At 65.3% G+C, this 20,746-nt stretch carries 23 protein-coding genes; 12 read left to right on the top strand and 11 right to left on the bottom strand.

The window, feature by feature from the left end; genetic code table 11:
- Window positions 1–9: 9 nt before the first annotated feature.
- From ACK2SD_RS12875 to ACK2SD_RS12910, 8 genes are read right to left on the bottom strand one after another with little or no spacing between them, the layout of a single operon-like run.
- The gene (locus tag ACK2SD_RS12875; protein ID WP_412459924.1) at window positions 10–360 is read right to left on the bottom strand and encodes a hypothetical protein; all 351 of its coding nucleotides are present in this window, start codon (window positions 358–360) and stop codon (window positions 10–12) included.
- Window positions 357–1,739, bottom strand: a complete 1,383-nt coding sequence (locus ACK2SD_RS12880; protein WP_412459925.1) for a sensor histidine kinase — start codon at window positions 1,737–1,739, stop codon at window positions 357–359. The genes ACK2SD_RS12875 and ACK2SD_RS12880 overlap by 4 nt, the downstream gene beginning before the upstream one ends.
- The gene (locus ACK2SD_RS12885) at window positions 1,736–2,398 is read right to left on the bottom strand and encodes a response regulator (protein ID WP_412459926.1); all 663 of its coding nucleotides are present in this window, start codon (window positions 2,396–2,398) and stop codon (window positions 1,736–1,738) included. Before ACK2SD_RS12885 ends, ACK2SD_RS12880 begins: the two co-directional genes overlap by 4 nt.
- A gap of 3 nt (window positions 2,399–2,401) precedes the next feature.
- Window positions 2,402–3,043 carry a tetratricopeptide repeat protein gene (locus ACK2SD_RS12890; RefSeq protein ID WP_295482057.1) on the bottom strand — a complete coding sequence of 214 codons (642 nt, stop codon included), beginning with the start codon at window positions 3,041–3,043 and terminating at the stop codon, window positions 2,402–2,404.
- Complete coding sequence (locus tag ACK2SD_RS12895; protein WP_412459927.1) at window positions 3,040–3,846, bottom strand: SDR family oxidoreductase; 807 nt, start codon at window positions 3,844–3,846, stop codon at window positions 3,040–3,042. Before ACK2SD_RS12895 ends, ACK2SD_RS12890 begins: the two co-directional genes overlap by 4 nt.
- Entirely contained in the window at window positions 3,833–4,513 is a 681-nt protein-coding gene (locus ACK2SD_RS12900; RefSeq protein ID WP_039577794.1) for a TenA family transcriptional regulator, read from the bottom strand. The genes ACK2SD_RS12895 and ACK2SD_RS12900 overlap by 14 nt, the downstream gene beginning before the upstream one ends.
- Window positions 4,514–4,521: 8 nt before the next feature.
- Window positions 4,522–5,985, bottom strand: coding sequence for an AMP-binding protein (locus ACK2SD_RS12905; RefSeq protein ID WP_412459928.1), 1,464 nt, complete (start codon window positions 5,983–5,985; stop codon window positions 4,522–4,524).
- Window positions 5,975–6,652: a thermostable hemolysin gene (locus ACK2SD_RS12910; protein WP_412459929.1), complete on the bottom strand. Its 678-nt coding sequence runs from the start codon at window positions 6,650–6,652 to the stop codon at window positions 5,975–5,977. Before ACK2SD_RS12910 ends, ACK2SD_RS12905 begins: the two co-directional genes overlap by 11 nt.
- Before the next feature lie 197 nt (window positions 6,653–6,849).
- On the opposite strand from ACK2SD_RS12910, the gene ACK2SD_RS12915 reads away from it, so the two are divergent.
- Window positions 6,850–7,107 carry a hypothetical protein gene (locus tag ACK2SD_RS12915; protein WP_412459930.1) on the top strand — a complete coding sequence of 86 codons (258 nt, stop codon included), beginning with the start codon at window positions 6,850–6,852 and terminating at the stop codon, window positions 7,105–7,107.
- Between the two features lie 20 nt (window positions 7,108–7,127).
- Here the strand turns inward: ACK2SD_RS12915 and ACK2SD_RS12920 are convergent, their stop codons facing one another.
- The 3 genes from ACK2SD_RS12920 to ACK2SD_RS12930 are packed head-to-tail and all read right to left on the bottom strand — an operon-like array spanning window position 7,128 to window position 8,162.
- The gene (locus ACK2SD_RS12920) at window positions 7,128–7,448 is read right to left on the bottom strand and encodes a hypothetical protein (protein WP_412459931.1); all 321 of its coding nucleotides are present in this window, start codon (window positions 7,446–7,448) and stop codon (window positions 7,128–7,130) included.
- Window positions 7,445–7,603 carry a hypothetical protein gene (locus tag ACK2SD_RS12925; RefSeq protein WP_162889530.1) on the bottom strand — a complete coding sequence of 53 codons (159 nt, stop codon included), beginning with the start codon at window positions 7,601–7,603 and terminating at the stop codon, window positions 7,445–7,447. The genes ACK2SD_RS12920 and ACK2SD_RS12925 overlap by 4 nt, the downstream gene beginning before the upstream one ends.
- A gap of 49 nt (window positions 7,604–7,652) precedes the next feature.
- Window positions 7,653–8,162: a peroxiredoxin gene (locus ACK2SD_RS12930; RefSeq protein ID WP_412459932.1), complete on the bottom strand. Its 510-nt coding sequence runs from the start codon at window positions 8,160–8,162 to the stop codon at window positions 7,653–7,655.
- 184 nt (window positions 8,163–8,346) lie between these two features.
- On the opposite strand from ACK2SD_RS12930, the gene ACK2SD_RS12935 reads away from it, so the two are divergent.
- From ACK2SD_RS12935 to ACK2SD_RS12985, 11 genes are all read left to right on the top strand, one after another.
- The gene (locus ACK2SD_RS12935) at window positions 8,347–9,717 is read left to right on the top strand and encodes a gluconate:H+ symporter (RefSeq protein ID WP_412459933.1); all 1,371 of its coding nucleotides are present in this window, start codon (window positions 8,347–8,349) and stop codon (window positions 9,715–9,717) included.
- A gap of 141 nt (window positions 9,718–9,858) precedes the next feature.
- Window positions 9,859–10,701: an iron uptake transporter permease EfeU gene (gene efeU / locus ACK2SD_RS12940; protein WP_412459934.1), complete on the top strand. Its 843-nt coding sequence runs from the start codon at window positions 9,859–9,861 to the stop codon at window positions 10,699–10,701.
- On the top strand, window positions 10,698–11,927 hold the full coding sequence (gene efeO, locus ACK2SD_RS12945) for an iron uptake system protein EfeO (RefSeq protein ID WP_412459935.1): 1,230 nt from the start codon (window positions 10,698–10,700) through the stop codon (window positions 11,925–11,927). Before efeU ends, efeO (ACK2SD_RS12945) begins: the two co-directional genes overlap by 4 nt.
- Window positions 11,924–13,234, top strand: a complete 1,311-nt coding sequence (gene efeB, locus ACK2SD_RS12950) for an iron uptake transporter deferrochelatase/peroxidase subunit (protein ID WP_412459936.1) — start codon at window positions 11,924–11,926, stop codon at window positions 13,232–13,234. Before efeO (ACK2SD_RS12945) ends, efeB begins: the two co-directional genes overlap by 4 nt.
- A 20-nt stretch (window positions 13,235–13,254) precedes the next feature.
- Entirely contained in the window at window positions 13,255–14,070 is an 816-nt protein-coding gene (gene efeO, locus ACK2SD_RS12955; protein ID WP_342651421.1) for an iron uptake system protein EfeO, read from the top strand.
- A gap of 524 nt (window positions 14,071–14,594) precedes the next feature.
- Entirely contained in the window at window positions 14,595–15,752 is a 1,158-nt protein-coding gene (gene cprA, locus ACK2SD_RS12960) for a cationic peptide resistance protein CprA (protein ID WP_039577773.1), read from the top strand.
- A 211-nt stretch (window positions 15,753–15,963) separates the two neighbouring features.
- Window positions 15,964–16,794 (top strand): ABC transporter substrate-binding protein, encoded by an 831-nt coding sequence (locus tag ACK2SD_RS12965; RefSeq protein WP_412459937.1) that lies wholly within the window; start codon window positions 15,964–15,966, stop codon window positions 16,792–16,794.
- Window positions 16,795–16,809: 15 nt separating this feature from the next.
- Complete coding sequence (locus ACK2SD_RS12970; RefSeq protein ID WP_342648741.1) at window positions 16,810–18,315, top strand: amino acid ABC transporter permease/ATP-binding protein; 1,506 nt, start codon at window positions 16,810–16,812, stop codon at window positions 18,313–18,315.
- The gene (locus ACK2SD_RS12975; protein ID WP_304484238.1) at window positions 18,312–18,989 is read left to right on the top strand and encodes a GntR family transcriptional regulator; all 678 of its coding nucleotides are present in this window, start codon (window positions 18,312–18,314) and stop codon (window positions 18,987–18,989) included. The genes ACK2SD_RS12970 and ACK2SD_RS12975 overlap by 4 nt, the downstream gene beginning before the upstream one ends.
- A 16-nt stretch (window positions 18,990–19,005) precedes the next feature.
- Complete coding sequence (locus tag ACK2SD_RS12980; protein ID WP_317871048.1) at window positions 19,006–19,854, top strand: urea carboxylase-associated family protein; 849 nt, start codon at window positions 19,006–19,008, stop codon at window positions 19,852–19,854.
- A gap of 107 nt (window positions 19,855–19,961) precedes the next feature.
- Window positions 19,962–20,744 (top strand): hypothetical protein, encoded by a 783-nt coding sequence (locus ACK2SD_RS12985; protein ID WP_412459938.1) that lies wholly within the window; start codon window positions 19,962–19,964, stop codon window positions 20,742–20,744.
- The last annotated feature ends 2 nt before the right edge of the window (window positions 20,745–20,746 follow it).

A 20,746-nucleotide genomic window follows, 5' to 3' on the forward strand; every position in this document is an offset into this window, starting at 1 on the left:
CGAAATGTTTCAAGAGGTCTTCAGGCGTGCCCATCGCGTCAGCACTTCGTCCCAGCATCGCGAGATTTCGGCGCCGATCCGTCCTCTGGCTGGCATACCCGGCGAATAAGGGCGCACCACCAGGTGGGCTTGGAGAAACGCGTCCGTCCATCCGGCCCACTCGCCCGCCATGGACTGCAGATTGCTGTGCAGGACCGGATAAACCTCGTTCCACAAGATGCTCTGCACCTGGTCAGGCGTGTAGCCAGTCTGAGCCAGACGCTGCGCGACCCCGTCGAAACTGAGGTCGACATCGGTGTCCAGAAAGAACTCCGACAACGCTTGCCACACCCGCAGTCGATCCGCGTCAACGGTGCTCATGAGGCTCCCCCTGCGCTCGCCAGCGGAATCGACAGGATGGCGGCCAGCCCGCCCTCGGCTCGATTTTCCAGGCGTACCTGACCGCCCAGGCGCTCGACGATGGCCGCGACGATGGACAGTCCCAGCCCTGCCCCGTTCGGGCTGTTGCGGCTGTAGAAACGTTCGAACACGCGCGTCAGGCTGGCCTCTTCGATACCGGGGCCTTCATCTTCCACACTGAGTTCGAGCTGCCCACCGCGTTGCTGCAGCGAGACGCAGATACGGCCACCCGGTGGCGAGTGCTCCACGGCATTGGCCACCAGATTCTGCAAGGCGATGCCCAGCACGCCGGCATCGACCGTGGCCAGGTGATCGCCCTCATCGAGTTGCAACGACGGTTCCTGGCCACGCTCCAGAATCCAGGGCGTCAATTCGGCCAAGGTCTCGGTGACCACCTCGCCCAGGTCGATCGGCATGTCCACGCGCTGGCCCAGGCGCGGTTCCAGGCGCGCCAGGGTCAACAGTTGGTTGACCACCCGCGTGAGGCGATCCACGGCACCGATCAGGAAGCCCAGGGCTTTTTGCCGTTCGGCCTCGCTGGTGGCGGCTTCGGCGTTCTGCGCGTGAAGACGCAGAATGGCCAGCGGCGTACGCATTTCATGGGCCGCATCGGCGATGAAGCGGTGTTCGCGGCGCAGCAAATCGTCGATCTGCGCCAGCAAGCGGTTGATCGCCGCCTGCATCGGCTCCAGCTCCGAGGGCAGCGGCACCAGTTGCAGCGGCTCCAGCGATTGCGCATGCCGTGCGCGAATCACATTGGCCATGTTCTGCAGCGGTTGCAGACCCCAGCCGATGGCGGCCCAGACCAACAGCGCCAGGGCCAGGCTGCCGATCAGGAACGGGAACAAGGTATGGCGCACGATGCGGTCGATCAGGTCGAAGCGCACATCCTCGCGCTCGCCGACCCAGATCACCCAGTGACGCTCCGGCACCGGTAGCACAAAGCCGCGCCAGCACTGGCCATCGACCACGATCTCGGAGAAGCCTGGGGTCACCGGCAGCGGTGTCAGCACCGGTGCACTCGGGGTGTTGACCAGGCGTGTGCCGGCGTCATCCCAGACCTGGAACGCCAGCTTGCTTTCATAGGGATGGCCCACCCGGTGCCGGCCGGCCTGGCTCAGGGCGTCGTTGAAGGCCTGGTACAGCGAGGCCCGGCTGCCCTCCTCCACCGGCAGGCTCATCACGCCCTGCAGAAGCCGCGCGTTCTGCGCCAGGTGGGCGTCGTAGATTTCGGTGATCTCATGGCGGCTGTCATGGTAGTTGTACAACGCCAACAGGCTGGTACCGACCACCAGCAGCAGCATCACCCGCCACAGCGTGCGCTGGCGCAGCGAACTCATGCCTTGCCCTCGACCAGGTAGCCGATGCCGCGCACGGTGCGGATCAAACCGTTGAACAGCTTCTTGCGTAGCTGGTAGACGTTGACTTCCAGGGTGTTGCTCTCCGGTTCCTCGTCCCAGCCGTAGAGCAACTGGGTGAGCCGCTCGCGGGTGAAGACCTTGCCCGGCTGCGCCAGCAACTCGTGCAGCAGGCGGTACTCCTTGGGCGTCAGCACCACCGGCCGGCCCTCGTAGTGCACCTGCTGGGTGGCCGGGTCGAGGCTCACTCCTGCGTGTTCGATCAGCACCCGTGCTCGCCCGGCACTGCGGCGCAGCAACGCGCGCAGGCGGGCCTTGAGCTCGTTGAGGTCGAAGGGTTTGACCAGATAGTCGTCGGCACCGGCATCCAGCCCAGTGATACGGTCGTCGGTGGCGTCACGGGCGGTGAGCACCAGCACCGGCAGGTTGGCACCGCCCGCCCTCACCCGCCGCAGCACCTCGATGCCATCCAGGCGCGGCAGCCCCAGGTCGAGAATGGCCAGGTCGAAGGTCTCGTGCTGCAGGGCGTGCAGGCCGCTGGCGCCATCGCGCAGCCAGTCGAGGGTATAGCCTTCCTGGCGCAAGCCATCGCAGATGCCTTCCCCCAGCGCCGTATCGTCCTCCACCAGCAGCAGCCGCATAGATCAGTCCTGTTTGTCCTTGAGGGTCTTGAGTAACGCGGCGATATCGCTGCGCCGGCCCTGATCGGCCAGCTCGCGCCCCGGACGTGGCGGTGCCTGCAGCGCCTTGTTCAGCGCCGCGCGGGCCTCGTCGTAGCGTTTGCGCCGAACCAGATGATCGGCCCAGAAGTAGTTGCTGTCGATACCGTTGGGGTTGATTTGCAGTGCCTGGCGCAACAAGGTTTCGGCCTTGTCGCTGTCGCCAAAGCCGATCGGCCAGCCCGGCACCTGGTCGTAGAGCGTGCCCAGGCTGGTATAGGCCGAGCCCTGCAAGGCCCCGGCGTCCAGGGCGATGGCCTGCTCCAGGCTGGCCCGCGCCGCCTTCACTTTGCTCAGCGCGCCCAGCCCGCCGGTCGCGCCGGCCCAACTGCTGTTGACGATGCCGTTCCAGATCAGCGGTTCGGCCGCGCCCGGATACTGCCGGACGAAGGTTGCGGCGTCGCCGGCCAGCTTCTCGAAGGCCTCGCTGCGCTGCTCCTTGGGGGTCTGGTACTGGATCTGCGCCCAGCGCTGCTGCAAGTCGGCCAGCCGCTGCGCGCCGCCTGGGTCCAGCGCCCAGGTAGAGGATGAGAACGCCAGCAGCGTGGCGAGCAACAGACGCTTCATTTCAACGACTCCTTCGCGTGTCCGTCGACGTGGCGACGGATCATGGGTAATTGCTTGCGCAGCGCACGGTCGACCACCCCTGGCAGCAGGCTGTTGAGGCGCACGAACAGCTTCTCCGGCCAGCCCAGGTACAGCTCGCTGCGTTCGCTCTGCACGGCGTCGAGCACGGCCCGTGCGACATCGACGGGGTCGTCCATGCCGACCTTGAGCGCATGATTGAGCGCCATGGCGGCGCTGCTGTTCATCGGTGTACGGGTGGCCCTTGGCGCGGCGTACAGCACGTTCACCGAGGTGTCGGCCAGTTCCCGGCGCAGCGCCTCGGAGAAGCCGCGCAGGGCGAACTTGCTGGCACAGTAGGTGGCATAGCCCGGATAGCCGATCGAGCCGTAGGTCGAGCCGACATTCACCACCAGCGCCCTGGACTGGGCGCGCAACAGCGGCAGGCAGGCACGGGTCAGGTGCAGCGGCGCCTTGAGGTTGATGTCCAGCAACTCGTCCAGGGCTTGTTCGTCGAGTTGGTCGAGCAAGGCGAAGCGATTGACCCCGGCGGCATTGATCAGCACGTTGACACCGCCCAGTGCTCGCGCCTGTTGCACCACCTGGTCGCGACCGCTGGGGTTGCGCAGGTCGGCGCTGTGCCAGGTGAGGTGCTGCGGGTAGCGCTTGAGCACCACGGCCAAATCGCCCATCTGTCGACTGACCGCCAGGACCCGAGCCCCCGCCGCGCACAACTGCTCGGCCAGGGCCAGGCCGATCCCGCCACTGGCACCGGTCAGGATCACCACACAGTCAGGCAGGCGCATGCTGTACGCCCTGCGATTCGCTGAGTGGCAGGCCGCGGAACATTTCGGTGTAGAGGTGATACACGACCTTGGCCGCATCGAGCACGGCCTGCTGGTCCTCGGGCTGCTCCAGACGGTTCATCAGCGTGCGGTAGGTGACCATGTGCTCCTGATCCAGGGCACCGTGCGAGCTCAGGTAGCTGAATGCCCTGTCGGGCAGTTCCAGGCTGCGCTGCAAGGTACCGGCCGCCTGGGTCGCCAAGGCGATGCTGGTGCCCTCGAGCACGTTGACCATGCCGAACAACCCCACCGGATTGCCGCGTGCGATGAGGTCGTAGAGATAGGCGACCATCAGCTCGATGGGCAATGCCGGTCGGCCATCTCGCACAGCCTCCCAGTCGCCGCCACAGGCCTTGATGTCATCGAGAATCCACTGTTCGTGGCCGTATTCTTCCTCGATGTACTCGCACACCGCGCCGCGCAACCATTCAAGGCGCCGTGGCAGCCGGGCACCGCACGCCATCATCAGCGGTACGGTATGGCGCACGTGGTAGTACGCCTGGGTCAGGAAGGCGATGTAGCTGTGGCGGCTGGCCTGCCCAGCCAGTGCCTGGCGGATGACCGGAACGGCGAACAGCGCCTCGCGTTGCGTGGCGGTCTGTAACTGCAGGGTGTCGAAAAAAGCCATGGCGAACCTCACGACGCAATGTCGGATAGCAAGCGGTGGTAGCGCGCCAGAATCGCCTCGCGACGCGGGCGACCGTTGGCGGTCAGGGTGTGCTGGTGGCTGTCGAGCGGCTCGGGCAGGCGGCGCCAGTGATGAACACGGGCATAGTCCGGCAGGCGCGCATTGCCCTGCCGCACGGCCTGCTCGATATCGGCATCGCTGCTGGCAGGGTCTCGCGGCCAGAGCAAGGCGACGTTGCGCGGCAAACCCTCGCCGTGCACGAACACTTGGGCAAGGGCGCCGCACTGGGTCAGTTCGGCCTCGACCCACTCGGGGCTGACGTTGCGTCCGAAGCTGGTGATGAACTGGTGCTTCTTGCGCCCGTTCAAGTACAGGTAGCCCTGCGCGTCCAGGTAACCGAGGTCGCCGGTGGCCCACCATGACGCGTGCAGCGGTGGCTCGCCCAAATAACCCAGCAGCGTGGAACCTGCGACCAACACTTCGCCGTCCTCGGCGATGCGCACCTGCACGTGCGGCAAGGGCTTGCCGACGCTGCCCAAGCGGTACGCGCCGGGCCTGTTCAGAGCCACCACCGACGCGCACTCAGAAAGGCCATAGCCTTCATACACCGGCAGGCCAATCGCCTCGGCGCGCTCCAGTAACGCCTGGGACACCCGCGCGCCGCCCACCGCCACGAACCGCAGCGCGCCCACTGGCATCAACCCGCGCTCGATGGCGGTGACCAGGCCCAACAACAACTGCGGCACCAGGATCAGGCTGTGTGCACCGCTCAGGGCTATCGCGCCGAGCAGTCGTTTGAAGTCGACCTGGGTGGCGCCGCTGATGCCCAATTGCGCCAGCGGGTACAACTGCACACACGCACCGGCCATGAGCGCGGCATACACGCCCAAATTCTCCAGTAACACCCCCAGCGGCAGCACCGCCAGGTAACGCTGGGCCGAGGCGCTGCGGCTGGCCTCTTCCAGGGTCCGGGCGACGCACAGCATCGCCTCGGCACTCAAGCACACGCCCTTGGGTTGGCCGGTGCTGCCGGAGGTGTAGGTAATCTTCGCGGTGCCTTGGGGCAAGGTCACCGGCCTGGGTGCTGAGCGATGCCAGAACGCAGCGGTACGGCTGAAACCGGCGCTGAGTAGCTGAGCGGTCCACACCTCATCGACCAACGCCAATGTCGCACCGCTCTGCTGCACGCAATGCGCGAACTGCTGGGGGCTGAAGAACGTTGGAATGACAACGCACGGGCAGCCGGCGAACAGCGCTGCCAAGTCCCAGAGCAACGCCTGCGGGCCGTTGTCCAAGGCCAGGATCAGTGCGGCTGGCGCCTGACGCTCCAGCTCGCCTGCACGGCGCTCCACCTCATCGCGCAATTGCGCCCAGGTGACCCGCTCGTCGGCCCCCTGCACAGCCACCTCGTGCGGGCGGTCACGGGCTTGCACGCTCAACCTGTGCCAGAAACGCTCGCGTTCATGCGGCATGCCCGGACTCCTCGACCACCTGCGGCAGTCCCAGGCGTTGGAACAGCCCGCTGCGCGCCAGCGCGGCGAAACCTTGGCCAATGTTGCCCACCATCACCTGGGGCCGCTGGTTGTAGTAGCGGCCCCACTGGACGTGTTCCTCACCCAGGCGTCGCGGATCGGCCACGCCGAGCACGCTGGGTTGCAGCCCCAGGCGGCGGAAGCTGTTGACCAGTGACGCCGCCCCGGTGAACGTCACCCACTGCAGCCCGCGCACGGCCAGCAGCCAGGTGATGAGGATGATCATCAGCCGGGCGCTGCCGGCGTCGACTGAGGCCAGGTTGCCCACCTCGACCCATTGCCCGCGCTCCACCACAGCGCCCTGCACATCCGCCAGTGCCAGGTGGACAGGCAGGTCCAGGTAGCGCTCGACAAACAGTGCACCGCTGCTTGCTGGACGCACCCCGGCAGCGGCGACCAGGCGCCCGGACGCATCGCGCAGGGCCAGCAACTCGGGCAGGTAGTGCTGCACATCGGCCTGATGACGGTCGGCGAAGCACTGATGGATGAACTGTTCCAGCTCACTGCGCCCGGCGTCGGCGGCCAGGTGCAGGGTCAGCTGAGCAGAGGCGGCGGCGGGGCCGCCTACAGACAACGGGAGCAAGGTGCTCCATGGCAGATGTGACATGCGACTCCCCCTAGGATCGGCGTGTGGGGGAAGTATCGGCAGCGAATCTGAAAGGAGTCTGAAGTGCCGGCTGACTTTACAAGCCATGGGCAAGTGGCATCATGGCGCCCGCTCGTGCTGTCTTACATGGATACCCGCCAAGGATTGGAAATGTCAGGAAACCCCGCATTGACTGCCGATGATTTCGCTGGAGTGCGGTGCTGCGCTTCGCCGTGGCCCTCACGGCGCTGCTGACAGCCTTCTACGGCCTGATGACGTCTTCCAGCCGCCCGGCAGTGGGTCAGCACGTATGGATCGGGCTGTACGCGTTGTGGCATGACCCGCGCGCCGTGCTGACCGCGTTCCTGTCACCTGTGAATCAGTTGATCGAAGCCGTCATTCAGAGGCGAGACTATGGGTTGCTGGCTTATTGGTTATTGGCGGCGCTGCTATTCAATCTGGCTCAGCTCAAGTAGCCGCTTAAGCATTGAGCCCTTCATTCCGGTGCTTGCCCGTCGTACCAGGCGGCATACGGGGTGTTGCCGACCTTGCGGCGGTTGTAGTCCGGACTGCCATCGGCCCACCACACCGGCCCTCGCTCGCCCAGCGCCACCTTGGCGGCGTCGACCTCGGCGCGGGCGCTGCGCAGCGCAGCAGGGTCATCGGCCAGGCGGGCTTGCCTGACCGCACGCCGCGCCGCCATCAACTGGCTGACCAAGGCCGCACGGCGTGGTTCGGGCAACGCCGGGTCGCTGCAGCGCCATAGACGCTCCTTGACCACGAAATAGCGGCCATCCGGCGTGGTGGGATACTTCACCGATACTGATCGTCTTCGCTGTCGTCTTCGACAAGGTCCGCGTCGTCGGCCTCGTCAGCGTCATTCAATGCCGGCGAGGCTGGCTTGCGTGGGTCGTTGATGAAAGGCACACGGCTCGGGCCTTGTTCTTCGAGACCTTCGGTTTCTGGCTGCATGGTGATTCCTCCGTTGCTGCGAGCTTGGAGTCGCGGCCGGGCCCGTCGTTCAGTCGCGGGCGCGCACCACGGCGAGCAGCGTCTGCGCGTCGCTGACCTCGAACTTGCCCGGCGCCTCGACCGCCAAGTGCCGGACCACACCGTTGTCCACCAGCAGCGCGTAGCGTTGCGAGCGATAGCCCATGCCCCGTGCGGACAGGTCCTGGCCGAGGCCCAGGGCCTCGGTGAACTGGCCATTGCCGTCGGCGATCATGTGCACGGCAGTGCCCACCTGCAGGCTCTTACCCCAGGCCTGCATGACGAAGGCATCGTTGACCGAGACGCAAAGGATCTCGTCGATACCGGCGGCGAACAGTTCCGGCGCGGCCGCGACATACCCCGGCACATGACGCTCCGAACAGGTCGGGGTGAACGCGCCCGGCAGCGCGAAGATCAGCAATTTGCGCTGGTCGCAGCGCTCGCGCAGCGAAAAGGCGTTCGGGCCGATGGAACAGCCGCCCTCGCCTTCGCTGTATTGATAAAGGGTAACATCAGGGAGCATGGCGCCACGTTCGATCATCGCTGAGATTCCTGGGAAAAGAATTGAGGCAGGTGCGTTTGTATCAGGTTTAGCGCAGTTGGGCTTTGTAAAAAATCTTTCATGCACCTAACCGGCAAATAGCCCACCGCGCTAGTCATCTATATGAATGTCTGCGTTATAGTTTTCGGAGCTCGTAACAAGACATTACAAGAAGAGGTTTGCCTTGGATCTTTCACACGCCGCGTGGCTCGCCCACGACACCCGCCTGCTGATCTGCTGCGGGGCTGCCATCGCCTGCATCGTGTTGCTGATCAGTCTCACCAAGCTGCCGCCGTTTCTCTCCATCCTCATCGGCACCTTCGTCGCCGGCCTGGGCGCTGCCCTGCCGCCGGAAGCCGTGGCCAAGGCGTTCGCCAAGGGTGCAGGCAGCCTGCTGGGCGAGGCCGGCATGATCATCGCCCTGGGCGCCATGCTCGGCGCGCTGATGGCCGAGTCCGGTGCCGCCGACCGCATCGCCTCGACGCTGTTGCGCCATGCCCGTGGTAAAGCGCTGCCCTGGGTCATGGCCGTGGTGGCCATGGTGATCGGCCTGCCGCTGTTCTTCGAAGTGGGCCTGGTGCTGATGGTGCCCGTGATCTTCGTCATCGCCCGGCAGTCCGGGCAACCGCTGCTGAAGGTGGCGATCCCGGCATTGGCCGGCATGACCACGTTGCACGCCCTCATGCCGCCTCACCCCGGCCCGCTGATCGCGGTCAGCGCGCTGCACGCCGACCTGGGCACGACCATGCTGCTGGGCCTGTGCATCGCGGTACCGGCGGTGATCCTCGCCGGTCCCCTGTACGGCATCTGGCTGTCACGGCGTATGCAGGTCGAGGAGCCTGCGGAACTGGGCGAGTTGTTCACCGCCAAGGTGCAGACTCGGCGCAAGCCAAGCTTTGCCATGTCGCTGCTGATCATTCTGCTACCGGTGCTGCTGATGCTGGGCAGCACCTTGGCCAAAGTCGCCATGGCGCCCGAGAGCAGCCTGGCGCTGACCTTGAAGTTCCTCGGCGAGCCGCTGATCGCACTAGGGTTGGCGGTGATCGCGGCGGTGATCTGCCTGGGCTGGTCGATCGGCATGGCGCGCGATCAGGTCGGTGGCGTGCTGCGCAAGAGCCTGGCACCGATCGCCGTGTTGCTGCTGACCATCGGGGCCGGTGGTGGACTCAAACAGACGCTGCTCGAAGCGGGCGTGAGCGACACCATCAGCAAGGTCGCCAGTGGCGCCCACCTGTCGTACGTGCTGTTGGCCTGGCTGATCGCTGTGGCTCTGCGTCAGGCCACGGGCTCGGCCACCGTCGCCACGACCACCACGGCGGGTATTCTGGCGCCGCTGATGACGGGGCTAGCGAGCACCCAGAGTTCGCTGGTGGCGTTGGCCATCGGCGCAGGCTCGGTGTTCTTCTGCCACGTCAATGACGCCGGGTTCTGGATGGTGCGCGAGTACTTCGGCTTGCAGCTCAAGCAGACGCTGTGGGTGTGGTCGGTGTTGCAGACCATCGTTTCGGTGGTGGGGCTGGTCGGCACGCTGCTGTTGTGGCAATGGCTGCAGTAAGATCGACCGGCGAGGAGTACATCCGTACTCCACTCGCTTCGCCTACTAAGTTAAATATTCTTCACATGCGCTAATGATTCTCATTGAGGTAGATTCGCCGGCGACCTATTCATTCGCGCCAGCGGTCATCCCGGGAGAATCATGCTCGTTCCTTTCCTCATCATGCTCCGCGAGGGCATCGAAGCGGCGTTGATCGTCGGCATCATCGCCAGCTACTTGCGCCAGACAGGTCGCGGCCAGTGGATGCCCGCTGTGTGGATCGGCGTATTCCTGGCCATCGCGCTTTCGCTGCTGGTCGGTGCCGGCCTGGAGCTGATGAGCAGCGAATTTCCGCAGAAGCAGCAGGAGCTGTTCGAGGCCGTGGTCGGGTTGGCGGCGGTGGTGATGCTCAGTGCCATGGTGCTGTGGATGCGTAAGGTGGCGCGGTCGATCAAGCAGGCCCTGCACGTCTCGCTCGACGCCGCGCTGGCCGGCTCCCGGCACCAGGCCTGGGCGCTGATCGGCATGGTCTTCTTCGCCGTGGCCCGCGAAGGCCTGGAAACGGTGTTCTTCCTGCTGGCCGTGTTCCAGCAGAGCAGCGGCCCTGCGGCGCCCCTGGGCGCCTTGCTGGGTCTGTTGGTTGCGGTTCTGATAGGCGTGGCGCTGTATTCGGGCAGCCTGCGCCTGAACCTGTCGCAGTTCTTCCGCTGGACCGGCCTGTTCATCCTGGTGGTCGCCGCCGGCATCCTGGCCAATGCCGTGCAAGCGCTGCACGAGGCCGGTGTGTGGAACGGGCTGCAAGCGGTGGTCTTCGACAGCAGCGCTGTGCTGCCGCAGGACGGGCCGACCGGCTCGGTGCTGGCCGGCATGTTTGGCTACCAGGACACCCCGACCATCAGCACGCTGGGCGCCTATCTGCTCTACCTGATCGGTGCGCTGCTGCTGTTCTTCTGGCCGGTCAAGGCCGCGCCGTCCTCCTCCTCGAACGTACAAGGCCCCGCATGAGCCGTGATCAAGGCGGCACGCCCGCCACGCCCCCCTCCCCGCGCCTGCTGCGCCTGGCCCTGGTCGGCAGCGTGCTGCTGATGGCCGGCGCTGGCGTGGTGTTCTACTACGCCGCCCAGCAAGCCCAAGCCAAGCGTTCGACTGGCGCCGGGCAGGAAACCCTGGTCACGCTGCGTGACCACGCCTGCGAGCCGAACGACCTGAGCGTTGCAGCCGGAGTCAACCGTTTTCGCATCGTCAACCAGTCCCAGCGTGCCGTGGAGTGGGAGATCCTCGACGGCGTGCTGGTGATCGAGGAGCGCGAGAACATCGCGCCGGGCTTGTCGCAAGTGATCACCGCCAACCTGCAGCCGGGCCGCTACACGATCACCTGCGGCCTGCTGAGCAACCCGCGCGGCAGCTTGACCGTCACCCCGACCGCCGCGTCCGAGGCCGCTGCCCAGGCGCGCCCGCCCCTGACCGCCTTCATCGGGCCGCTGTCGGAATACCGCGTCTACCTGAGCAGCCAGGGCTCGGCGCTGGTGCGCGCGGGGGCGGCGCTGCAGCAGGCGATCGAAGCGGGCGACCTGCAACAGGCGCAGACCGCCTATGCGCAGGCGCGACTGATCTATCAGCGCATCGCAGGGGCCAGCCAGCGCCTGGGCGAGCTGGACAACCGTATCAACGCGCGCGCCGACTACTTCGAGCAGCGCGAGCAGGACCCGGCGTTCGGCGGCTTTCACCGCCTCGAATACGGCCTGTTCCAGCAGCGCAGCAGCGCCGGCCTGGAGCCGGTCGCACAAGCCCTGACCCACGACCTGAGCGAACTCAAGACGCAACTGCTGGCCCAGTCCATCGCGCCAGCGCAATTCACCGGCGCGGTGGTGCGCAACCTGCAGAGCCTGGCGCAGAGCCGCAGCAGCGGTGAAGAAGAACGCTACAGCCACCTCGATCTGCCCGGCTTCGCGGCCAACCTCGAAGGCGCGCGCAAGGTGATCGACCTGCTGCGTCCGTTGCTGGCCCGAAATGCCTCCGCCCCCCTGGCAGTCGTCGACGCCGCCATGGCCCAGTTCGACCAGCAACTGAAGGCGCTGCGCAGCGACGACCAGTTCTTGCCTTACGACCAGGTAACGCCCGCGCAAAGGCAGCAGATTGCCGAAGACGCGCAGCACCTGGCCAATGCCATCACGGCCCTGAATCCCGCACTGGGACTGGACGATTTGCCGACACAAGCGAGCCCCCAATGACCGACCGCGACACCGCCAACGCCCCGCTCTGCCCTGAACGTCGACGCCTCCTGGCAGGCCTGGGTGCCGCCGGGGTGGCCATCGCCGGCGCCGGGCTGAGCGGCACTGCCCTGGCCGCGCCCTCCCCGGCCAAGGTCACCGAGGCCCCGCACAGCGACCGCACTCAGGAGCGCAATACCTGGCTCGGTGCCCACCAGCCGGGCATCGTCACGCCGCGCCCGACGGCGGGCATGTTCGTTGCCTTCGATGTGCTGGCGCAGAACGTCGAGGACCTCGAACGGCTGTTCCGTACGCTGGAGCAGCGCATCCGTTTCCTGATGGCCGGAGGCCCGGTGCCGCAGGTGGACCCCAAGCTGCCACCGGTCGACTCCGGCATCCTGGGTCCAGTGGTCACGCCCGACAACTTGACCATCACCGTGTCGGTCGGCGAATCGCTGTTCGACGACCGCTATGGCCTGGCCGCTGCCAAACCGGTGCGTTTGAGCCGTATGACCGGCTTTCCCAACGACGCCCTGGAGGCCGAGCGCTGCCACGGCGACCTGGGCCTGCAGTTCTGCTCCAACTCGCCGGACACCAACATCCACGCCTTGCGCGACATCATCAAGACCTTGCCGGACCTGCTCTACGTGCGCTGGAAGCAGGAAGGCTCGGTGCCGCCCCAGGCACCGCACAAGGCCGGCGACCCCGAACAGAGTGCACGCAACTTCCTGGGCTTTCGTGACGGCTCGGCCAACCCGGACTCCAGCGACGCGGGCCTGATGGATCGTGTGGTCTGGGTCGGTGCGGGTCAGGAGCCGGCTTGGGCTGCGCATGGCAGCTATCAAGTGGTGCGCATCATCCGCAACCTGGTCGAGCGCTGGGACCGTACGCCGCTGCAAGAGCAGGAATCGATCTTCGGCCGCAAGAAGACCAGCGGTGCGCCCATGGACGGTCAGCGCGAAACCGACGTACCGAACTACCCGAAAGATCCGCACGGCAAGCTGACGCGACTCGACTCCCACATTCGCTTGGCCAACCCACGCGATGCCGGCAGCCAGGCCAACCTGATCCTGCGCCGCCCGTTCAACTATTCCTCAGGCGTCGGCAAGAACGGTCAGTTGGACATGGGCTTGCTGTTCATCTGCTACCAGGCCGACCTGGAAAAAGGCTTCATCACAGTGCAGAACCGCCTCAACGGCGAACCGCTGGAGGAGTACATCAAGCCGGTGGGCGGTGGCTATTTCTTCGTCCTGCCGGGCGTGACGCACGCGCAGGACTTCATCGGCCGTTCGCTGCTCGGCGCGGCCGCCTCTTCCAAACCCGTATGACCTGGACCAGGACGCACACCATGAACAACACCCGTCTCGCCCTGCTGCTTGCTGTTGCCCCGCTGCTGGCCAATGCCGCCACGGTGGATCCGCTGACCCTGGTCCAGCCGGTGTCGGACTACAAGATCTATGTCACCGAGAAAGTCGATCAACTGGTCAGCGACACCCAGTTGTTCACCCAGGCGGTGAAGCGGGGAGATCTGGCCAAGGCCCAGGCGTTGTATGCCACCACCCGCGTCAACTACGAGACGATCGAACCGATCGCCGAGTTGTTCAGCGACCTCGACGCGGCCATCGACTCACGGGTGGATGATCACGAAAAAGGCGTGGCTGCCGAGGATTTCACCGGGTTTCATCGCCTGGAATATGCGCTGTTCGACCAGCATACGACCCAGGGCCAGGGGCCAATTGCCGATAAACTCATCGCCGATGTCAAAGACCTGCAGAACCGCATCGCCACCTTGACCTTCCCGCCGGAGAAAGTGGTGGGTGGGGCGGCGGCGCTGCTCGAGGAAGTGGCGGCGACCAAGGTTTCGGGAGAGGAAGATCGCTACAGCCATACCGACCTTTACGACTTCCAGGGCAATATCGACGGCGCGCAGAAGATTTTCGAGCTGTTCCGGACGCATTTGGCGGCGCAGGATCAGGGGTTTGTCGCCAAAGTTGACAAGAACTTTGCGACGGTCAATGGGTTGCTGGCCAAGTACAAGACGGCTGACGGTGGGTTCCAGGCTTATGACAAAGTTGCTGAGCGGGATCGCAAGGCCATGATTGGGCCGGTCAATACCTTGGCTGAGGATCTTTCGACGTTGCGTGGGAAGTTGGGGTTGAATTGAGCTTGGTGGTTTAGGTTGGCTTGGGTGGCGTGATTATCCATTGGCTTTGGTGAGGCTGGGTCACCTTTTCGCCTTTACGGCGACCCCCTTTTTTTCTTGGAAAAAAGGGGGGCAAAAACCGCTTGCTCCCGCATCCGGCCCCTTCGCTGCGCTGCGGGGTTCCCTCGCGCCGGTGGCACTCCGGGGGTACCGCGCTTAGGGGCCGTCCTGGCCCCAAGCGCTTGACGGGCATCCATGCCCGTCAACCCCCTCCATGCCACCTCTGCTCGGCCTCCTGAGGTCGCGATGGGCGGCGTCTGCACGACTGTGCTTGCAGGCGAGAGCGTGGGCGGTGGGTTGTAAACTTTCTTTCATCTGAAGTTAATCGGCGCGGTGTATTCAGTGCGGATTGAAGGCCGCAGTTACGCTGTCCTCCACTTGGGGCGTAACCTTTTACCGAACATACGGATGACTTTTAGTTCATTACGTGTTTCGAACGGCACACTTATCATTCAACGGCGGCCTACTCGCCCTTGAGGATAATTATGAACATGCTCGCCACCGGTGAACCCATCACCTTTACCACGCTGCCCGAATGCATCCTGATCACCGGCGCCACCGGTTTTCTGGGCGGGTCGGTCGTCGCTCAACTGATCGCCAGCGGCCAAGCTGCGCAGCTCATGTTCCTGGTGCGTGCCGATGAGGCCGAACAGGGTCTGGAGCGTCTGCGCGCCAACCTGCAACAGCACGGCGTCGGCCTGGCCGAGCGCATGGCGCTGGGCGCCGAGCAGATCATCTGCGGGGACTTCCTCGACACCACCTGGCTGGCGCGCGAAACGCCGCGTCTGATGACGGTGGACCGCGTGATCAACTGCGCCGCCGTCGCTTCCTTCTCGAAAAACCCGACCATCTGGCCGGTCAACGTCGAAGGCACCTTCGCCTTCGCCGAGGTCATGAGCCGCTCGCGGCGCCTCAAACGCTTCCTGCATGTCGGTACCGCCATGTGTTGCGGGCCAGAGCGCGAGTCGCCGATCAGCGAGTCGTGGGAATTCCCCGAGGCCGAGCAGCAATTGGTGGACTACACCGCCTCCAAGGCCGAGATCGAGCGACGCATGCGCGAAGACCTGCCCAGCCTGCCCCTGGTGGTGGCGCGCCCTTCGATCGTGGTCGGCCACCGCAGCCTGGGCTGCCAGGCCTCTGGCAGTATCTTCTGGGTGTTCCGCATGGGCTTCGCCCTGGAGAGCTTCACTTGCGGGCTGGACGAACAGATCGACGTGATCCCGGTGGACTACTGCGCCGAAGCACTGATCGGCCTGACCCTCAAGCCGCGCCTTAATCACGACCTGTACCACATCTCGGCCGGCCATGACTCGGCCTGTACCTTCGCCGAGATCGACCGTGCCTTCGCCCTGGCCAATGGTGCGGACCCGGTGGGCGAGCGCTACCGCAAGATCGACGTCGACAACCTCAAGGAGCTGGCGGTGAGCTTCGAGTCGCGCATCGGCCCGGCCAACCCACGGCTGGTACTGCGCGCCTTGCGCCTGTACAGCGGATTCGCTGACCTGAACTACCTGTTCGACAATCAGCGCCTGCTCGACGAGGGCATCGCCGTTCCGCCGCGCTTCACCGACTACCTGGACGTGTGCGTGCGCTCCTCCAGCGGCGTCAGTATCGCCACGCAGATGCAGTGGGACTTCAAGTAAGCCTTGATTAGACCGGGGCCAACCTTCGGCCCCGGCACTCAGGTGTGTCACGAGGTGACACGGATGCGCGAAAAGCGTGCACGTCCGCCCGCGATCTTCCAACCACACTGCCGAAATCATCCTTGTCAACGCGCGCAACTTAATAGTTGGCACGGCTATTGATTAGCTACTCCGCAACGATTGTTGAACAATCACACGTGGAGCAGCCCTCATGTCCCGAGCTACCGTCCTCACCCTCGCCCTGACCCTCAGCGCTGCCGCCCAGGCCGCCGACGGCACCCTGCAGCCCGATCGCCTGTCCGTGGGTTCGGACCTCACCTACCCACCCTATACCTACCTCGATCAAGGCAAACCTGCTGGCTTCGACCCGCAGTTCATGAACCTGCTCGGCGCGCACCTCAAGCTGACCACCCAGTTCCAGGACACCCGCTTCGCCAACCTGGTGATGGGGGTCAACGCGCGGCGTTTCGATGTGGTGGCGTCGGCGCTGTACGTCACCCCCGAGCGCGCGGCTCAGGTCGATTTCCTGCCGTACCTCAAGAGCGGCGCCTCGCTGATGGTGCGTGCCAGCGACAGCTTCCGCCCCCAGCGGCCAGAAGACCTGTGCGGCAAGCGCATCGGCTCGATCAAGGGCGGCTCGTGGATTCCCAAGCTGATGGCACTTTCCAAGAGCCACTGCGAAGCCAATGGTCAGCCGGCCATTGATTCGCGTGAATTCCCCACCTCGCCGGAAGCGGCGCAGGCGCTGCTGGCCAAGGCGGTGGACGTGCAGTTCGAAGACGCCGCCGTGGCCGCCATTACCGCCGACAAGCTCAAGGGCCGCGTGCTGATCAGCTCCAGCGAACTCATCTACCCCGTGGTCATCGGCCTGGCCGTGCGCAAGGGCAACGAGGCGCTGCTCAGCGACCTGCGCCAAGGCTTCGCCGACATGAAGGCCAGCGGCGAATACCAGACCTTGCTCAGCCGCTACAACCTCGCTGAACCGAGCGCGGCCGAAGTGGCCCAGGCCCTGGGCCAGAACCCTCAAGCGGCAGCCCAGTAAGCGGGAGCGTCAAGCATGCAATTCGATTGGGATTACGCCGCAGGCCTGCTGGTCAACGGCGACTTCTGGAAAGCGGTCGGCACCGTGGTGGAGTTGAGCGTCGAGACCTGGTTGCTGGGCATCGTGTTCGGTTTCGTCCTGGCCCTGGCACGGCAATCTCGCCACCGCGCGCTGAACCGTGGTGCGGCGCTGTACATCTGGTTCTTCCGCAGCCTGCCGCTGCTGGTGCTGCTGATCTTCGTCTATAACCTGCCCCAGGTATTTCCCAGCACCAGCGTACTGCTGTCCAACCCCTATGCCGCCGGCCTGATCGCCCTGGTACTGAGCGAAGCCGCGTACATCGCCGAGATCCATCGCGGCGGGCTGCTGGCGGTGGCCAAGGGTCAACTGGAAGCGGGCAAGGCGCTGGGCATCCGCTATACCGGCGTGCAACGGCTGATCGTGATTCCTCAGGCCTTGCGCGTGGCGCTGCCGACCTTGGCCAACGAGTACATCACTATCGTCAAGCTGACCTCGCTGGTGTCGGTGATTTCTCTATCGGAGATCCTGCTGGTCGGCCAGCAGTTGTACACGCAGAACTTCCTGGTCATGGAAACCATGCTCGCGGTGGCCTTCTACTACGTGCTGATTGTGACGGTGTTCAGCTACCTGTTGCGCCGCCTGGAGCGCTATCTGGACGTTACCCAGCGCTTGCCCAAGGTCGTCGCCGACGACACGGCCCAGGCCGCACCGGCGCCCCGTGCCAGCCCCGCGCGGCGCGGCGAGTTCGCCATGCGTGTGCTCGGTGCGCGCAAACACTACGGGCCACTGGAGGTGCTCAAGGGCATCGACCTGGATATCCGCTTTGGCGAAGTGGTATCGATCATCGGGCCGTCGGGGTCGGGCAAGACGACGCTCATCCGCACCCTCAACGGGCTCGAAGGCCTGGATCGCGGCCAGGTCGAACTGTGCGGCGCACCGTTTCTGCGCGGCCATGATGAGGAAGGTGGCAGCCTCGGCAGTCGCCTGCACATGGAAGGCATCGTCCAGGTCGGCATGGTGTTCCAAGGCTTCAACCTGTTCCCGCACAAGACCGTGCTGGAGAACGTGATGCTCGCCCCGCAGCATCACGGCCACGCCAGTGCCGCCGAGCTGCGCGCCTTCGGCTTGTCACTGCTGAGCAAGGTGGGGCTGCGCGAACACGCTGGCAAATACCCACACCAGCTTTCCGGCGGTCAGCAGCAACGGGTGGCGATCGCCCGCGCTCTGGCCATGCGCCCGCAAGTGATGCTGTTCGACGAGCCGACGTCGGCGCTGGACCCGGAACTGGTAGGCGATGTGCTCAAGGTCATCGAAGACCTGGCCCGCGAAGGCATGACCATGGTCATCGTCACCCACGAAATGAAGTTCGCCTTCCAGGTGTCCGACCGCGTGGTGTTCATGGAGCGCGGTGAAATCATCCAGGCCGGCGCGCCGCGCGAATTGCTCGACAACCGCAGCGAGCGCATGGGCCGCTTCCTCAAGGACGTGCAACTGGCATGAGCAATCGAACCTCGGAAAAGACCGACGAGCGCCTGTCCCTGGCCGATCAGGTGGCCTGCGAAATCCGTGAGGACATCATCGGTGGACGCCTTGTGTCGGGCATGGCGCTGGTCGAGGCGGACCTCACCGGTCGCTACAACGCCTCGCGCAATACCGTGCGCGAAGCCCTGCACCAGTTGGGCCACGAGGGCCTGACCACCTACGTGCGCAACAAAGGCGTGATGGTCCGGCGCCTGGGGGTGGCCGAAGTGCGCGACATCTTCCTGGTGCGGCGCACCTTGGAGGTGCAGGCGATCCACGGCAGCAAGCCGCTGCGCGAGTACCAGTCCGACCGCATGCTCGATGCCATCGAGGCCGCGGAGCTGGCCCGCGAGCGCGAAGACTGGCAGGCCTTCGGCACCCACAGCCTGCGCTTTCACCAGCACATCGTCGGCCTGCTGCGCAGCCCGCTGCTCGACGCCTTCTTCACCAACATCGCGGCGCAGATGCGCCTGGTGTTCGCCGTGGCCCCGGATGAAAAGAACTTCCAGAGCCCTTGGCTAGAGCGTGACCGGCAGATCCACGACCTGCTCGCCGACGGCCTGCGCCTGGACGCTGCCGAAGCCATGACCCGCTACCTGGACGACTCCGAGCACGCCCTGCTCGACCTGTTCAGTCACCCACCCCGTTCCTGAAACCGGAGACTTACCCATGTACAAGGATTACCCCGCAGCCTACCAAGTCAGCAAAGGCGCCGCCCTGCAAGTGGACAAGGCCTTCTATGACCGCGTGCGCGAGCGTCAGGATGCACGCACCTTGATCGAACAGTTCGATGTGCCGATCCGCACCGGCCGGTCCTGGAAAGTGCCAGCCGGTCACGTGTTCCGCGTCACCACCCCCGTCGGCCCGCAGGTCGGCGACTTCAACATCTGGAACGCCCACGATCCGCGCGAGCGCCTGTGGGCAGCGCGCACCCGCCAGTTGCAAGGCGCCCACGTCACCACCTACGACCGCCTGTGGTCGAACCTGCCGTTCCTGCGTCCGCTGGTGACCATCACCGACGACAGCCTGGCCGACTACGGCATCGACGAACACGGCGGGCGCGTCCACGACCTGCTCGGCACCCGCTGCGACCCTTACGTGAACAAGATGCTCACCGGCGAGGATTTCCACCATCACTGCCATTCCAACCTGACCCGCGCCGTGCTGCCCCATGGCCTGACCGAGTTCGACGTGCACGATGTACTGAACATCTTCCAGTGCACGGGTCTGAACCATGACGATATGTACTTCATGAAAGCCTGCCCGGCCAAGCAAGGCGACTATCTGGAGTTCTTCGCCGAAATCGATGTGCTGTGCGCGTTGTCGACCTGCCCGGGCGGCGACCTGTCGCTGCCGATGTGGGGACCCGAAGCCCAGGATCCGCTGTCGGTCTGCCGGCCGCTGGGGGTGGAAATCTACAGCCTCGACGACAGCCTGCTCGAAGGCTGGGAGTCGCCCAAGCGCGCCAGCTACAACGGGCTGCATGGTCTGGCCATCGGCAAAGCGGAGTGGGAATGACGCGCGCGGCGTGAAAGCGGTGTCCCTGGCGCAACGGATGACCGACAATGGCGCGGCCGCAGGCGCTGACCTGCGGTCGAACGAGAACAACCGGATCGCCGCGCGCCATGACCCTCTTCTACCTCAAACTCATCGTCACCCCGCTGCTGATGTGGGCCGTCTCCCTCGCCTCACGGCGTTGGGGCGGCCTGCTCGGTGGTTTGCTGTCCGGCATGCCGATCACCTCGGCGCTGGTCATGCTGTTCCTGTGCCTGGAACAGGGCACGGCCTTTTCCCTGAATGCAGTACCCGGCGCCTTGGGCGGGTTGGCGGCGGTGCAAGGCAGCTACGCCTGCTACCTGTTCGCCAGCCGCCGTTTCGCAATCGCGCATTCGGCGCTGCTGGCATTGGCCTTGTATGCGGTGGCGTCCTATGTGCTCACCCACTGGGGTGGCTTGCCGCTGTCCATCGGCCTGGCGCTGGGACTGATCACGCTGTTGGTCTGGGCCACGGCCCGGGAGCCGCGACCGGCGGAGTTGGCGCAGATTCGGCATCGCTGGTGGGAGATTCCCTTGCGCATGGTCGCCGCGACAGCGCTGCTGATGCTCACCACGGGCGCGGCCCACTGGCTGGGCCCTGCGGTCAGCGGCATGCTCGCGCCGATTCCGGTGATCGCCTGGCCGCTGGTGGTGTTCTCGCATGTTCAAGGCGGACGCTTCACCATGGCCGGCATGATCCGCGGTAATGCCATCGGCGGTGTCGGCGTGATCGCCTTTTACCTCAGCCTCGGCGCGCTGCTGGCACACGTGGGTATCGCCCTCACCTTTCTGCTGGCCATCGGCTTGGCAGTGCTGCTGACCCTGGGGCTGGCAGCCGTGCTGCGTGGCGGCGCAGCGCCCCGGCGCGGCTGAGG

It is taken from the genome of Pseudomonas sp. SC11 (assembly GCF_047039205.1).
Lineage (GTDB): Bacteria > Pseudomonadota > Gammaproteobacteria > Pseudomonadales > Pseudomonadaceae > Aquipseudomonas > Aquipseudomonas boreofloridensis.

Excerpts from the sequence above, each read along its gene's own strand:
- efeO (WP_412459935.1), top strand. The coding sequence starts at position 10,698 with ATGAGCCGTGATCAAGGCGGCACGCCCGCCACGCCCCCCTCCCCGCGC.
- ACK2SD_RS12900 (WP_039577794.1), bottom strand. The coding sequence starts at position 4,513 with ATGGCTTTTTTCGACACCCTGCAGTTACAGACCGCCACGCAACGCGAG.
- cprA (WP_039577773.1), top strand. The coding sequence starts at position 14,595 with ATGAACATGCTCGCCACCGGTGAACCCATCACCTTTACCACGCTGCCC.
- ACK2SD_RS12895 (WP_412459927.1), bottom strand. The coding sequence starts at position 3,846 with ATGCGCCTGCCTGACTGTGTGGTGATCCTGACCGGTGCCAGTGGCGGG.
- ACK2SD_RS12965 (WP_412459937.1), top strand. The coding sequence starts at position 15,964 with ATGTCCCGAGCTACCGTCCTCACCCTCGCCCTGACCCTCAGCGCTGCC.
- ACK2SD_RS12975 (WP_304484238.1), top strand. The coding sequence starts at position 18,312 with ATGAGCAATCGAACCTCGGAAAAGACCGACGAGCGCCTGTCCCTGGCC.
- ACK2SD_RS12925 (WP_162889530.1), bottom strand. The coding sequence starts at position 7,603 with ATGCAGCCAGAAACCGAAGGTCTCGAAGAACAAGGCCCGAGCCGTGTG.
- ACK2SD_RS12970 (WP_342648741.1), top strand. The coding sequence starts at position 16,810 with ATGCAATTCGATTGGGATTACGCCGCAGGCCTGCTGGTCAACGGCGAC.
- efeB (WP_412459936.1), top strand. The coding sequence starts at position 11,924 with ATGACCGACCGCGACACCGCCAACGCCCCGCTCTGCCCTGAACGTCGA.
- ACK2SD_RS12930 (WP_412459932.1), bottom strand. The coding sequence starts at position 8,162 with ATGATCGAACGTGGCGCCATGCTCCCTGATGTTACCCTTTATCAATAC.
- efeO (WP_342651421.1), top strand. The coding sequence starts at position 13,255 with ATGAACAACACCCGTCTCGCCCTGCTGCTTGCTGTTGCCCCGCTGCTG.
- ACK2SD_RS12910 (WP_412459929.1), bottom strand. The coding sequence starts at position 6,652 with ATGTCACATCTGCCATGGAGCACCTTGCTCCCGTTGTCTGTAGGCGGC.
- ACK2SD_RS12885 (WP_412459926.1), bottom strand. The coding sequence starts at position 2,398 with ATGCGGCTGCTGCTGGTGGAGGACGATACGGCGCTGGGGGAAGGCATC.
- ACK2SD_RS12905 (WP_412459928.1), bottom strand. The coding sequence starts at position 5,985 with ATGCCGCATGAACGCGAGCGTTTCTGGCACAGGTTGAGCGTGCAAGCC.
- ACK2SD_RS12980 (WP_317871048.1), top strand. The coding sequence starts at position 19,006 with ATGTACAAGGATTACCCCGCAGCCTACCAAGTCAGCAAAGGCGCCGCC.
- ACK2SD_RS12985 (WP_412459938.1), top strand. The coding sequence starts at position 19,962 with ATGACCCTCTTCTACCTCAAACTCATCGTCACCCCGCTGCTGATGTGG.
- efeU (WP_412459934.1), top strand. The coding sequence starts at position 9,859 with ATGCTCGTTCCTTTCCTCATCATGCTCCGCGAGGGCATCGAAGCGGCG.
- ACK2SD_RS12890 (WP_295482057.1), bottom strand. The coding sequence starts at position 3,043 with ATGAAGCGTCTGTTGCTCGCCACGCTGCTGGCGTTCTCATCCTCTACC.
- ACK2SD_RS12880 (WP_412459925.1), bottom strand. The coding sequence starts at position 1,739 with ATGAGTTCGCTGCGCCAGCGCACGCTGTGGCGGGTGATGCTGCTGCTG.
- ACK2SD_RS12875 (WP_412459924.1), bottom strand. The coding sequence starts at position 360 with ATGAGCACCGTTGACGCGGATCGACTGCGGGTGTGGCAAGCGTTGTCG.